Genomic DNA, 13,206 nt, shown 5'->3' with positions numbered 1-13,206 from the left:
AAGCAAAAACTGGTAGGAATCTGGCATACTGAATTTGAGGCTATGCCACATCTTAAAGGTCCGCTCGATGTTGAGCTGCGTCATGATTTTTTTCTGATTCATGGAGCGGCAGGTTTGCAATTCCGGAATCAATGGCGGAAGGAATATTGTCTGGTATAAACATAACAGATTCAAAAATATTCCTGGACCTAGGCTAGGGAACGACATTTACTGGTAATCTTTCGAAGAATAAATCAGAAATTGAAGGTCTACTCAATTACCCAGTCGCAAATCTGAAACGCTGACTTTGACGAAAACAGATCGTTGGACGTCACAGCGACCGGGGAGGATTGATCGGGAAAATCGCGCGCTGCTAAAATAGAGCTATCAAGCTCCGCCTGTACCGGTGATGGTTAAACTGTGATGGTTCATAACATTCGCTACACTTACAGTCTCCTTTGATTTCTCTAAAAAGTTATATTCATATTTTTTGTATTGCGATCAATTCTTTAAATTAATGATCATTTTTTCTCGCAATCCTCTCTCACATATCCGGAGAGGTTGCGAGAAAAAATGAGGTGTTTCTGATCCAACCACCTTATTATGGCCATTGAAAATTTAAAGATTGAAGCCCGGCAGAAGTGGGTAGCGCTTTACAAGCAATTGGGAAATATCTCAGTAACCGCTCGCAGATGTGGTATTGCTAGATCTACTTTACAGCGCTGGCTTAAAAGGCAGGACGAAGAGAAGTTGGTTGACCGATCACATCGCCCAAAGCGGTTAGGCTGTCAAAAGTTTAGTATTGAGCAAGAGACACTTGTACTTAAAATTCGAAATGAGTTTAACTATGGAAAACTAAGAATTTGCTCCCACTTGTTAAGACACCACGAACTGAAAATAGCTACTTCTACCGTAGCACGAATACTAAAAAAACACGCTATAAAACCTATTCGTCGATATAGGAAAAACAATCCGCCAATTAGGTATGCAAAGCTGATCCCAGGTGAACGCGTGCAATTAGACGTTTGCAAGATAAAGGCTGGGTTGTATCAATACACTGCTATTGATGACTGTACGCGGCTAAGGGTGCTAAATCTTTATAAACGACGCTCAGCTGCTAATTCGATTGACTTTCTGGATAAGCTGATTGAAGAATTTCACTATCCCGTTCAGCGCATCCAAACTGACCGGGGACAGGAATTCTTTGCAGTTGCGTTCCAGGAAAGATTGATGGAATACTGCATCAAATTTAGGCCTATTAAGCCGCGATCTCCGCATCTGAATGGGAAAGTTGAGAGAAGTCAGCAGACTGACCTTCAAGAGTTTTACAGAACTGTTGACCTGAACGACCCAGACCTTAATGATAAACTTGCTGAATGGCAATTCTACTATAATTACTTCCGTCCCCACAGTAGTTTAAATGGAAAAACACCGATTGAAGTAGCCAGTGAACATTCCGCTAAAGCGCCATTCTGGGATGAGATTGAAAAAGAATATGATCCAACAAAAGAGAGAATCCGAGAACAGGCTTATTGGCGCGACAAAAAAATGAATAAATACGGCCACCAGAAAAAAACCTAGTTTTGTCCTACTTTTCCAAGCTAATTAAGTGTAGCGGAACTGTAGAACCACTACAGTTGGAAAGTGGATGCATTTAATATGTAGACTGCGAATTCCAAGATATTACACGATCTTTTCGAGAACAAATTGAGGGGAAATATCATGGGGTGGATGCAGTGCTTGTTGCCCAGAATGGAAAGTTGTCGCTTGGACGAATACTTTTATTTAGCTGAACGAGAAAGAATCCATAGTTTACAATCCTGTAAAAAAAGTGTGAGGTCGCTCCTGATTGGTATCGCAAAAGATGGTGGCTTGATCCAAAATCTGAATGCACCATTAACAGCTTTCTTCTGGGCCTACAAGAAATCTATGGAAGAAAAATTCCCACAGCCCACGCCGCGTAATGCCTTAACCCTGATGGCCGGACTGGATTGGCATGAGGACATCCCTTACAAAATGAGTCAAGCTCGGACTGGGGATACGGGTATCAATGGTGGCGGGGTGTATTCGGTGTTAAAGAGAAGGTATTTCCTGTAATCTATGCTGCTGGTTATGGAGGTCAGGTGTTATATATCGTCCCCGATTTAAACATTTAATCCTTACATTGCATCACAACGCTTCGGGTGTAAGTGGCAGTCACTCCCTGACCTGGAAAGATATCGAGAAGTCTATTCCTCCTGCTTTCATCTGATTAGAAGAATTAAGGAATGTACCCAAAATTGCAAAAAAATACACGGAGGCTATTTGACGTAGATAGTTAATTTATTAACTGTCTTATTTTATTTGCTATTTCTTTTGAGTCTTTTTTTGAAATAGATAAATCGTAAATTTTAGAGGAATTATCTTTAAAAATTATTTCTATTTTGCTTCTACAAATTCTGGGATTAAGAAGTGCATACGTTCCAATTCTTGCAGAATTCCCACCAACTCCAATCTGTTGTATTTTAGAAACTTGGTGTTTTACTGTCTTATTGAAAAAGGGTAGTATCGATTTTTTCTCAAAGTAAAGATGGTCCTTATCCAGAGTCAGTTCGTCGACGGGTATTGTAAAAAATAGGAGTACTATCAGAATAGCAAGAGAATAACCAATCCAAAGAAAACCGTTTTCTAATTTTTGTAAGTCTATAATATATAAAACGAGCAAAGCTAGAATAGCGTACATTGATCGTAAAATCCATGTATATGGCTTATGAAAGTCATTTGTCTTTACAATAAATTTGTTCATAAGAAGGTAGTATGGTTAAATTCAGAGTACTGATCTGCTGATCTGATATTTTTTGATATACACTAATTAAATAGTGTTGCATTGAATTACTATTTATTATAAATATATCACAAAGAATTTAATAAATCAAATTTCGTAGAAGCCATTTTCTATGCATGCGAGAATAGATCGCCTTACAAAATACAGCTACTAATCTGGAACGGACAGGGAGCGCCTTCTCATTGTATTATTCAAGATTTATGTAATAAGGAAATTGCTGGCCTTAGCTCCTGAGAATTTGTAGCTATGGTAGCCGATAATCCCGATCAAAAAATAGATTTGAAGACTTTTCATGCCCAAATCATTAATGATCATCAAGCATTGAAAGCTGAGCAGAATGCATACAATCCGATCCCTGTGATTAGAAAGCTGGATTCCTTTATGGTACAAAGAAATTACATGGAAATCAGGCAAGACGTGCAGCATATTGCCGAAAGTGAGATGGAAAGAATTGCCCGTGCCATCAGTTCTATAAACTGTTTATTCACTTCTTTGAAGTTTGATCAAAGCATAGTTGATACGATCCCGATATTTTCAATTTCCCGACGTACGCTTAATTTTACCTGATTTGATCCGCTTTAACTTCCAAGACCCCGGCTTTCAAAGTTGCGGCAGGGATTTTGCTTTTGGACAAAGTCAGCGTCAAAGTCATGGTATATTGCAGCGCATCATCCAGCACCTGTAACCGGTGATCGGGATAAAGCGCCGCCAATCTTTTGCGTACATTGACCAACCCTAATCCGCCAATTGTTTTTTTGCCATTGACGGGTTTACTATTTACAATCGAAAGATGAAGCACTTCGTCCCTCAATGTGAGATCAATTTTAACAAAGGACTTTTTGGTGGTACTTCCTACACCATGCTTAAAAGCATTTTCAATAAATGTGATCAGAACAAATGGCGCGATTACCAGCATCTCGTCCACTGGATTGGGATAACTGGTTTCAAGGGTTAGTCTTTTTGAAGTTCTGAGTTGTTCCAGCTCCACATAGTTTCTGATAAACGCCAGTTCCTTATACAGAGGTACCGTAACATCGGCAGTTTCATAAAGTGAATAGCGCATCATTCCGGATAACTGCTGTACAATTTTTGCCGCACGAGGGCTTTCTTCCTCAGTAAGCGCATAAATGCTGTTGAGGACATTAAACAAAAAATGTGGACTGATCTGGTTTTTTAGAAAATCAAGTTCGAGACGATTGTAGTCCTGTTGCAAATTGGCATTCCGTACTTGCCGCCTGTATATCTCAATCAGCAACTTCAGCGCCAGCGGATAAAAAGCCCGTTCTATAATGAACATCAAATGATAGAATGTTGCCGGATGAAACAATGCTTTCCAATAGGGTGTCCTGTCGAAATGGCTGATGGAGCCTGTGTAATCATCCGGTAAGCCGCAGTAATGCTTAACAAGATAGGACGTGTAGTAATAACAGGTAAATAGAATAAAATAGTAAACTGCCATCCCAATTACCAGAAGCAAGGGTTTTCGGGCATAACGGGTGAATAGAAAGACAAGGAAATAATATTGAACGACCACACAAAATGCGTCACGTATAATGGGGCCCGCGTACGTTTTAAATGGATAATCGAGCGGCGCCGATGGATACAAAAACCACGGGACGTATGCAGAAAATATCAGCAGTACAATACCTGATATCAGCAGGGCATGAAAACCTACACGTGTCCAGCCATGGTATTTTGTATTGTCAGCAACGATATCCAGTCTGATCATTATAATATTTGGAGAAATTCTGAATCTTTTAAAAAGTTCTTCAAAGGAATCTGTTCAGGAAGTATTTCAGTTACTTTTTCGACTAGAGCCAGGTTTTATCCGATAAAAAACATTTTACATCTTCATCGGAAATAATATGGACTCCATCGAATTAATAAAGCTGATTGTCATTGACCCGATACCTTTGCTCCCATAGTCGATGAAGGCTAAATCAAAACAGTGGTACTATGAAATCAGCCATTTTTTCAGAGCAAGTTTTACCTCCTCCCGAAAGTTAGGGCCTATAATCAATTCCTGACCGGAAGCCATGATCACCGTGTTTCCTTCCAGCGTTTTGATATAGCGAAGTTGCACCAGACAGGATCTGTGAATACGAAGGAAACGATCAGAAGGAAGTGTCTCGCAAAGTTTTTTCATTGTGACAAGTGTAACAAGAAAACGATCAGAAAGGAAAACTTTGATGTAGTCGCCAAGCGATTCCACAAAAACGATTTCGTCGAAATGAACCTGTTCCAGCTTTTTATCGGTCTTGAAAAATATAAAATCTGATGGTGTACCTTTTTCTGACAAAACCGGTAAGTTCTCAGATGTGACAGCAGCAGAAACTGGCTGGGAAGTCCCGTTCACTTTTTCCCTGGCGCGGCCAATAGCTTTAAGGAAACGGTCAAACGTAATGGGTTTCAGTAGATAATCAGTAACACCCATATCGAAACCATCCAGGGCGTGATTTGGATTTGCCGTTGTTACAATTACCGCAGGATGTGGGGTAGGATAGGCCCTCAGGAATTCGATCCCCGTCATTTCCGGCATGTTAATATCCAGAAAAATAATATCCGGATGCATAGCCGGCAGTTGATCATAAGCTACAATGGCGTCATCGAATGTTGCGGCATGTTCCAGCGAAGAAACACGTCGGACGTATTTTTCAAGGAGTTCCTGAGCCAGCGGCTCATCTTCTATAATTGCACAACGAAGCGTATTTGTCATCATCAGAAATTAAAATGCCGGGAGCTGACCAGCGGTATATCAAGACACATCACCATGAAAGTAACAAAGCTTTTTCTCTAAATCAAAAGACCTATCAAAACCACGCTCAGTCCATGAAAACGAAAATAATACCATTTCTTACGCTAATTTTTGTCCTCACTTATACATTTGTCCAGGCGCAGGAAAATTCCGGACAAAAAGCTGTAAATCCTGATGCATGTTCCTGCTCCCGGGCTTTGGAAGAAGTTATTGACAAAGTAACCCGGATTTATGCCGGATTTGACGACAAGGTTACCGCTAAAACGCGACCGGCCTACGACAAATTAATCAAAAATCTGCGAACCAAAGCATCTTCCGTTAATAGTCCTTTGGCATGCCAGACCGTCTTACAAACCTATACCGGATTTTTTAAGGACAGCCACGTATCCTCGGTATGGATGAGAGGCACAAAACAGGCGGTATCAAACATGGAGGCCAATAAAAACAGGACAGATCTCGTGACTTTCAGGAAATTAAATGACGATTTTCTATATGTGAAACTTGCCGTTTTCGACCAGAGGGAAGTGGGTAAACTGGATAGTATGTTGGCCGCAAACCGCGAACTGCTGGCCAAAACCCCGTATCTGATCATGGATTTACGAGGAAACGGTGGCGGTAACACCAGCACTTCCGACGAAATGGCGAGGCTCATTTACACTAATCCAATCGTTTATCCGGCATGGGATTATCGCAGCAGCGAAGAATTCATCAAATCCAAAGAACGGGAGTTAAAAGCTTCCAAGGATACAACCGACCCCTACTACAAACGTGTGGTGAATTTGCTGAATGCCGCAAAGGCGAACCCTGGCAAAATGGTGAAAGACTCTGGTGACCTGGTTCGCACCCTTGACGTAAATCCCCAAAGCTACCCCCGGCAAATTGCCTTTCTGATTGATAAGGGAAGTGGAAGTGCTACCGAGTTCTACATATTCGAAGGTAAACAAAGTAAAAAAGTAACGCTTTTTGGTACAAACTCTTATGGTGTCATGGATTACGGAAGCGATCAGGATTTTAGAATCTGTGACGGGATATACAACTTAGCTACACCCTGGGGACGTAACGGCTGGGTGAAGGATTTTCGGATTGATAACGTCGGCTTTAAGCCCGACGTACGCATACCGGAAGGAGAAAAAGATTGGGTTGACTTTGTTCAGAAGTATTACTCACAAGGAAATACTGTCAACAAATAGAGATTATAAGCTTCCCAAAATCATCCATCTGCCGGATTTGCTCATGGATGAGCTTCCAAATATGTACACCGAATTTGGAGCCGTTATTGCTGAACTTGGCAGACAAACCGCTATGGCCCTTTGTTTTTTTGAAAAATATCAGGACAGGATTCTCTTTGGCGAAGACTCCTGGGTTCCTTCGGAGTATAACACCTATTTTCGGGTGCTGGAAACCAATGAAGAGTATTTCCCTTATCATAAAAGATACCACGCGCACTGGAATATGTATGCTATGGGGCTAAGCGACCAGATACTAAAAAAGGTTTATTACAAAAACGCCCTTACATTACTTCCGGGTTTAAACAGGTCGTTGTTTCCTGATTGATTTAAATTGGTTTTACACAACACACTGTTAAATCCATGGTTGCTGGAAGGCTTCATTGCTCCGGCTGCCATAGTTGTTACACGATGGTGCGTGTTTTTAGTTTTTTAAGGTTGTTTTTCGTGGTGTTTGGCAATGGATTTGTGAGGAGACGGGCCACGGTTGAGCGGTATTTCAAATGTTGAGCCTATATTCGTTAGACCCTATAAAGCCAACGCAATGTTACCTGCTGTGCTATTTCTCGGCTTTGAGTTCATGTAATAACCAGTCAAGCTGTGTCCTTGCTGTTGAAATTAAGTTTGTGTAACTTAGTAGTGTAACATCGTCTCTTTCATTATGTGATGATATTGCAGGATCAACTGTTCCGCCAATAACCAGTATTTTTATTTTTTTGTTGTGAATAACTGTGTTTAAATCGTCTCTGTATTTTATCGCTTGATTCTCTGCGTCTCTGCCGATTGTTTCAGATGGTCGCTTAAATTCAATAAGCAGATGTCTTCGTAGAATATCTTCTCCTAAAAACAAGTCTGGTCTTTTGTTGGCTCTTTCACCAGTAAACTTTTCACCTAAGTATTTTTCAAGAGCGGAAGCCAGTGTTTTATTGGAAAATATTAAAGAATATTCGCTTCCTAAAACCCATAAGTTGTGTTCTAATGCTTTGTGGATTGTAGCTTCAAGTATTTTGGGGTTTTGGTTTAGCAAATCTAATTCATCTAAAAATCGAAGTCGGTTTGTCGCTTGCCCAGTAACTATTGACATTTCAAGAAAGCCAAAGTCTGACAATGCTTCTGCAAATTTTTCAATATCGCCATCCCTTGAACTTTCAATATTATGAATGACATTCCAATAATAATCTTTTTCGATTGCATCAACCATTACAGAGATGATGGTATTTACTTTGTCTTCGGGTTCACCGTAGAATTTTTCTAACACTCGTTGCAAAGATTTTTCTGCAAATTGTCTTTTATATTCAGGTAATTTTTGAAGTTCTCTATTTATCTTTTGATTGTACCTCTGTCGAGCTAAGTGCATATCTGTCTTGAAAACTGAATTCAAGGAATCGGTAAGTTCGATTTTTACAGAACATCTTATGCTTTCATTTAATTTACTGTTCTCAACGATTGCTCCCCAATCGGCTGTTACGTAGTCTTCTAAATCGTCACAAATAATTTCTCCTACTACCCTTTTTTTGAGTTTATCAGGAATTAGGTCATCATCTTTTAAAAAGTTCTCCGGTCTGCCGACAATTTTATTACCAACTCGGTAAATCAACCCTGCTCTACCAACTGGTTTGTCGGTGATTTATAAATAATTTTGGCTGTTTTCCCATTTTCTAGAACTATGTTTTTTTCGATTGTCTTACCTTGAAAATCTTGAATGCCAATTTTTTCGTCATTTACGAAAATTGATAAATCTGAAACACGACCATAATCCCAAACTAAAATTTGCTTTAATTTTTCTGGGTTAGGAAAATCAAAGTTTTGGTTAAGTCCTTTAAGAGTAATTGTTGTTCCGTGTTCATTTTTAGGGCAGTCAGTTACACTAATTGGAAGATCTACCTTTTCTAAGTCGTATTTTTCTTTGGCTAATTCTTCTTTTGTAATTATCAATGTTGTTTCCTTGCCGCCTGCCTTCGTCTTGATTTCCATAATTTCAGCAACCATAAGCCCTGAAAATTTACCAATTCCTTTTCTGCCTTTTACAGTTCTTTGCTTGTTATACGTCTTTTCGCCTTTTCTTAATAGTCTACTACTTGCAATTTTTAAATATTCTGTTCTAAGTTCATGCTCTTTCATTCCTGTTCCATCGTCGACAATTGTTACAACTGCATCAGGTGTCAAAGGTGCAGGAAGAGTTACCCAAATATTATCTGCATCAGCGTCAAAGGCATTGTCCACTAATTCTTTGGTCGCATCTTCTGTCGACTTATAGGTTTCACCTAAAAGTTCGGCGAGTTTTGGGTCAACTTGAAAGTTTGCTTTTTTTGTCATAGTTAGGTTGATGCGCTACGAAGCATAAGACAACGTTTTTCAGCTTGGCGAAGTGGCGGAAATCGAAGCACAATAAAGTCCAATTGAAAAACTGAACTTGAATTTAGCACTAAACCCGCCATTTTGCCAAACTGATGTTAGCTGATGTAATTTATGGTTTGCAATATATTGTTACTTCTGTATTTAGCTCCTGACAACTAGAAATTAATGATGAAATAAACCATAATATTTGTATTGTTTCATTCCTCTCAGCAAAATATACTCCATTAACCAAATCGTCTAAATATGTTTCAAGATTTGCTTTTGAAATAAAATCTATGACAAGAATTACTTCTTTTCTGAGATAAGGATTTTTTATTGTCTCTTTGAATTGGTCAATAATTTGGTCTGAATTCTGACCTCTTCTGCTTCTAACTATTAATGTATTTACTCGGTCTGAACTATTGTATGTCGAATTCCAAATATTTCTTTTGCTTTCCAATTGAAAATCTTGTGGTGTCAAATTACCAAGATTTTTTTGAGCTTGTCCAACTATATCCTGAAATGCAGAAGCAGAAGCATTGGATGTTTTATGTTTTGAATGAAAAAACGAAATTTTGTTTTCAGAAATTCCAATATGGTCTGCCCATTCTTTTGATAAATCATCACAGATAAAATAATCAAAGTCATTTAGAAAATTGTTTTCTACAAATCCGAAGAGTGAATTGCTTTCAAATGAGGTTGAAGTCGTTAAGAATGCGCCTTTTTCTGATGTAATATTATTAAGGTAATTATGCGTTTTAAATATTTTCAAAAAGTTGGGAATATTTCCAATAAGGCGACTGTCTTTAAACAATTTTCTATTTGAATATGCTAAATCTATATTGTCAAAGTTGATGATAAATGAATTTTTACCATTTATGTAGTCGATTACTGAAATTTCATTTCCATTATCTTGTATAAGCTTCACGTTCTTTAATTTCTGAGAACGTATTGTTATTGATTTGTCATTAAGTTTTATTTCTAAGTCTTTACTAGTTTTATTTTTAATTAAGTTAACTCCAGCAACAGTGTCCACTTTACATAGTCTTTCAAATTTTGCAAGGAAATCAATTAGATTGATTTCCTTATCGTGAATCCTTCCATCTTCAAGTGTATATCTAACTATAACTCGATTGATTACTCCTTGCTCAAAATCTGTATAAATATTACTAAAATTGAACAGTATAGAAATTGGAATTAATCCATCTTTAAGAGTTTCATAATCTTGTGGTTCAGCAAAAATTGACAAGAATGTACTAGTGTTTACATGGCTTTTAATTTGATGAACTAGATTTTTAGACCAAAGGCAAAAATTGTCTATCGAATTCTTCTTGCCAAATTTATTAATGCGGGATGAGTTTAACATCAAGGATGTTTTCTCATCATTATTTTTCAACCTTAAAGAATTTAGTAAATAATTATTGGCTCCAAGAGCAGAGAAGTTTTCTTTTAAATCAATTGCTTCAACTGTTTTTTCTCTAAGAGCTTTGTCAGAGACATTTAAATTTTTAAGCGAAAACTTCTCAAAACTTGTATCGTCTGTTACAAATAAGGTAGATAAAACAGAATAGTCTAACGGTTTGAATTGTTTTAAAAAATCTTGAAGTTTACTTATATTTTTTTTACTTATTACTATGTAGTCTTCTATTTCAACAATAAGTAAATATGCAATCTTTTCCTCATCCCAATTTGGCAATTCCTCTTCGATGAATGTAGGTTTTGTCGTATATTTAAAGACACAAATAGAATAGTAGATGTTCTCATTTTGATTTAATCTTAAACGAATAGAATTTAAAAGATAGTTACCTGTTTTTACAGATGATACAATTCTGAAAATTTCTGTAATCTTATTATTAGAAATCTGAACATTATCGCTATTCTCATAAAAATAAGCATTTTCGTTTATCAGAATATTTTCAATTTTTTCTTGAATTGTCATCGGTGTCGTTGTTTATTATATCAGCTAACTATCTAAGTATGCGAAAGTTCTATCGTACTTATCGTATTTATTTGAACAATTAAAGGGAGAGATATGAATAGACACATGGGTAATTCACAGCAAAAAGCAGTTAGTCTTTAACCACCACCAACAGAGCCAAACCCCCATCAAGCTACCAACCACCAATCCCAACAAAGAAAAAGCTAAAGATTACCCAGAACTTTCAAGGAAGAATTTCTACAAAGAAGCAAACATAGAGATTTCAATAACGTTGTCATATATAGGGAAGGTTAGATTGTAACCCTAAGTAGCAAATTAGTTCGCATAAAAGTGATATAAAACCCGGAAATATTTATTTAGCGGTAAATGGGTGCCGGGGAGGTGTCAGCGGATAGTTCAAAATAAACCCGGCAGGTTTGCGCGCCGATGTTTCCTGCTGTTTTTAATTATGCTTTTTTAAGGCCTGAAAGATCTTGCCGAGGATAAAATAGACTCTCGTGTGGATGTAAGTGACACTTTGTAATTAAGCGGTTAAGGGATTGATCAAACGGTTCATTCAGGAATATATATCAAGAAAATCGCTGCTCATGCAACATTTCTGTAAAAAGTTGCATCGTATTGATATCGAAGCCCACTGCTCAGGTTGGGATTATTCTATTAGCCATGAAATTTAACTACCGCAGAATGAAGAGTAGCGTTATGTTTACAACTTTAAGATTGTTTTTACAGATTACGTTTTTCCTGGTTAGGGGTTCTGCCTTTTGTATCGTTCAGGCGCAGGATTTACCCAAAAAATACGATCCTCAAAAGCTGAAAAGCGATATTGATTCCCTGGTTAAATTTATAGAGGATACGCATCCGGATCCTTATTACCGGTATCCCAAAGATTCGTTTTACAGAGACATCGCTGATGTGAAACGGCAGATCACCAAACCTTTATCTACTTTATTTTTTTATCAGCTCATAGAACCTGTACTGGTCAGGCTGGAAGACGGGCATACGGATCTGGCAATGCCCTTATCTGAATTTTATACGCTGTATCCTAACCCGTTCAGGATACCGGTCAGGCTGAAATTTTCAGTTAAAAAGCCTTATATTTCTTATCAGGGGCCTATACTGCCTGATCTGGATATTCCCATACCGGTAAATGGAGAGATATTGTCAATAAACAACATCGCATCCAAAACAATAATAAATGATATCATGAAGATGACCGCGGGAGAAAGTCAGGATTTCCGCCTTGCCTTTGGGAGCTCATTTTTTCAATTGCATCTAAAACAATTGTATAACATCGATAGCAGCTACACAATTACCTATGCTTCCGGACAGGGAATAAAGAAAATTGCACTTGCTGGTATCAGCGACAAGGAGTTTAACGCGCGTAAGCCAAAGGAAAGTCAAGCACCACCTAGTCAGGCACCTTATAGTTTGAGGCTGGTGGATAGTCTGAATGCGGCCATCATAGACTTTCGAAGTTTTGAAGACAAACCAACTTTTCTGCGTTTTGCAGATTCGACGTTTTCTCTTCTTAAAGAACAAAAAGTAGACAAACTCATCATTGATTTAAGGTCTAATCTGGGAGGAGACTCGGAAATTAGCGATGAATTTTTACATTATTTTGTCAAATCTGACTTCAATCAATACGCGAAAGTGGTTACAAAATATAGCCGTCTGCAAAAAGAAAGGTATAAAAACAATGCAAATACGGATCGCAACAGCACTGCTTATGAAGTGATGATGAATAAAAGAAATGGCAGTATCGAAGTGGAAGAATATCCACTTATTAAAAGAAAGAGCCTTTCCAACCGGTTTGATGGCCAGCTGTTTGTACTGACAAGCCCTTTTACATTTTCTTCCGCTGCTGATTTTACGCAGGCGATTCATCACTACAAACTCGGGAAAGTAGTAGGGCAGGAGACAGGCGGACTGATTGTAAGCTTTGGAGATATCATCACTACACACCTTCCTGTAACAAACATGGAACTGACCATATCGCACAATTTATATTACAACATCGGCGCCAAAGAGACTGATTTCCGGGGAGTAGTTCCGGATGATCAGGTAGAATACCGGGACGCTTTAAAGTTTACACTGGATTTAATAAAAAAGCAGCAAACTGTAAAAAATAACTAATCACTTATTCGTT

At 38.1% G+C, this 13,206-nt stretch carries 11 protein-coding genes and 1 pseudogene; 6 read left to right on the top strand and 6 right to left on the bottom strand.

Going from position 1 to position 13,206, the window contains the following annotated elements:
* Positions 1-582: 582 nt before the first annotated feature.
* Positions 583-1,560, top strand: coding sequence for an IS481 family transposase (locus BMY70_RS22585; RefSeq protein ID WP_090338555.1), 978 nt, complete (start codon positions 583-585; stop codon positions 1,558-1,560).
* A gap of 252 nt (positions 1,561-1,812) precedes the next feature.
* Positions 1,813-2,076, top strand: coding sequence for a hypothetical protein (locus BMY70_RS22580; RefSeq protein ID WP_143072149.1), 264 nt, complete (start codon positions 1,813-1,815; stop codon positions 2,074-2,076).
* 220 nt (positions 2,077-2,296) lie between these two features.
* Here BMY70_RS22580 and BMY70_RS22575 read toward each other — a convergent pair whose 3' ends face one another.
* The gene (locus tag BMY70_RS22575) at positions 2,297-2,764 is read right to left on the bottom strand and encodes a hypothetical protein (protein WP_090338553.1); all 468 of its coding nucleotides are present in this window, start codon (positions 2,762-2,764) and stop codon (positions 2,297-2,299) included.
* 285 nt (positions 2,765-3,049) lie between these two features.
* On the opposite strand from BMY70_RS22575, the gene BMY70_RS22570 reads away from it, so the two are divergent.
* Complete coding sequence (locus BMY70_RS22570; RefSeq protein ID WP_090338552.1) at positions 3,050-3,370, top strand: hypothetical protein; 321 nt, start codon at positions 3,050-3,052, stop codon at positions 3,368-3,370.
* Here the strand turns inward: BMY70_RS22570 and BMY70_RS22565 are convergent.
* Positions 3,363-4,532 (bottom strand): sensor histidine kinase, encoded by a 1,170-nt coding sequence (locus BMY70_RS22565; RefSeq protein ID WP_090338551.1) that lies wholly within the window; start codon positions 4,530-4,532, stop codon positions 3,363-3,365. The genes BMY70_RS22570 and BMY70_RS22565 overlap by 8 nt on opposite strands.
* 225 nt (positions 4,533-4,757) lie before the next feature.
* The gene (locus tag BMY70_RS22560; RefSeq protein WP_090338550.1) at positions 4,758-5,522 is read right to left on the bottom strand and encodes a LytR/AlgR family response regulator transcription factor; all 765 of its coding nucleotides are present in this window, start codon (positions 5,520-5,522) and stop codon (positions 4,758-4,760) included.
* Positions 5,523-5,632: 110 nt separating this feature from the next.
* Here BMY70_RS22560 and BMY70_RS22555 point away from each other — a divergent pair, with 110 nt between their 5' ends.
* The gene (locus BMY70_RS22555) at positions 5,633-6,748 is read left to right on the top strand and encodes a S41 family peptidase (RefSeq protein ID WP_177197116.1); all 1,116 of its coding nucleotides are present in this window, start codon (positions 5,633-5,635) and stop codon (positions 6,746-6,748) included.
* 34 nt (positions 6,749-6,782) lie between these two features.
* Positions 6,783-7,112 (top strand): annotated as a pseudogene (locus BMY70_RS22550) (amidohydrolase family protein); the annotation flags it as partial.
* Between the two features lie 231 nt (positions 7,113-7,343).
* Here BMY70_RS22550 and BMY70_RS31135 read toward each other — a convergent pair.
* The 3 genes from BMY70_RS31135 to BMY70_RS22540 all read right to left on the bottom strand — a co-directional run bounded on the left by BMY70_RS31135 (position 7,344) and on the right by BMY70_RS22540 (position 11,060).
* The gene (locus tag BMY70_RS31135) at positions 7,344-8,381 is read right to left on the bottom strand and encodes a hypothetical protein (protein WP_218148670.1); all 1,038 of its coding nucleotides are present in this window, start codon (positions 8,379-8,381) and stop codon (positions 7,344-7,346) included.
* A complete protein-coding gene (locus BMY70_RS31130) occupies positions 8,378-9,100 on the bottom strand; it encodes an ATP-binding protein (protein ID WP_218148669.1) in 723 nt (240 codons plus the stop codon). Before BMY70_RS31130 ends, BMY70_RS31135 begins: the two co-directional genes overlap by 4 nt.
* A 151-nt stretch (positions 9,101-9,251) precedes the next feature.
* The gene (locus BMY70_RS22540) at positions 9,252-11,060 is read right to left on the bottom strand and encodes a hypothetical protein (protein WP_090338547.1); all 1,809 of its coding nucleotides are present in this window, start codon (positions 11,058-11,060) and stop codon (positions 9,252-9,254) included.
* 684 nt (positions 11,061-11,744) lie between these two features.
* On the opposite strand from BMY70_RS22540, the gene BMY70_RS22535 reads away from it, so the two are divergent.
* A complete protein-coding gene (locus BMY70_RS22535) occupies positions 11,745-13,193 on the top strand; it encodes a S41 family peptidase (protein WP_177197115.1) in 1,449 nt (482 codons plus the stop codon).
* Positions 13,194-13,206 lie beyond the last annotated feature (13 nt).

Origin of the sequence: Dyadobacter koreensis, assembly GCF_900108855.1 — a bacterium.
Classification (GTDB): Bacteria; Bacteroidota; Bacteroidia; order Cytophagales; family Spirosomataceae; genus Dyadobacter; species Dyadobacter koreensis.
The sequence above is the reverse complement of the archived record's forward strand: the minus strand, read 5'-3'. Positions and strand labels throughout refer to the sequence as shown.

Bases quoted from the DNA above. Each gene is read 5' to 3' on its own strand.
- BMY70_RS22585 (WP_090338555.1), top strand. From the start codon at position 583: ATGGCCATTGAAAATTTAAAGATTGAAGCCCGGCAGAAGTGGGTAGCG.
- BMY70_RS22575 (WP_090338553.1), bottom strand. From the start codon at position 2,764: ATGAACAAATTTATTGTAAAGACAAATGACTTTCATAAGCCATATACA.
- BMY70_RS22570 (WP_090338552.1), top strand. From the start codon at position 3,050: ATGGTAGCCGATAATCCCGATCAAAAAATAGATTTGAAGACTTTTCAT.
- BMY70_RS22565 (WP_090338551.1), bottom strand. From the start codon at position 4,532: ATGATCAGACTGGATATCGTTGCTGACAATACAAAATACCATGGCTGG.
- BMY70_RS22560 (WP_090338550.1), bottom strand. From the start codon at position 5,522: ATGATGACAAATACGCTTCGTTGTGCAATTATAGAAGATGAGCCGCTG.
- BMY70_RS22555 (WP_177197116.1), top strand. From the start codon at position 5,633: ATGAAAACGAAAATAATACCATTTCTTACGCTAATTTTTGTCCTCACT.
- BMY70_RS31130 (WP_218148669.1), bottom strand. From the start codon at position 9,100: ATGACAAAAAAAGCAAACTTTCAAGTTGACCCAAAACTCGCCGAACTT.
- BMY70_RS22540 (WP_090338547.1), bottom strand. From the start codon at position 11,060: ATGACAATTCAAGAAAAAATTGAAAATATTCTGATAAACGAAAATGCT.
- BMY70_RS22535 (WP_177197115.1), top strand. From the start codon at position 11,745: ATGAAGAGTAGCGTTATGTTTACAACTTTAAGATTGTTTTTACAGATT.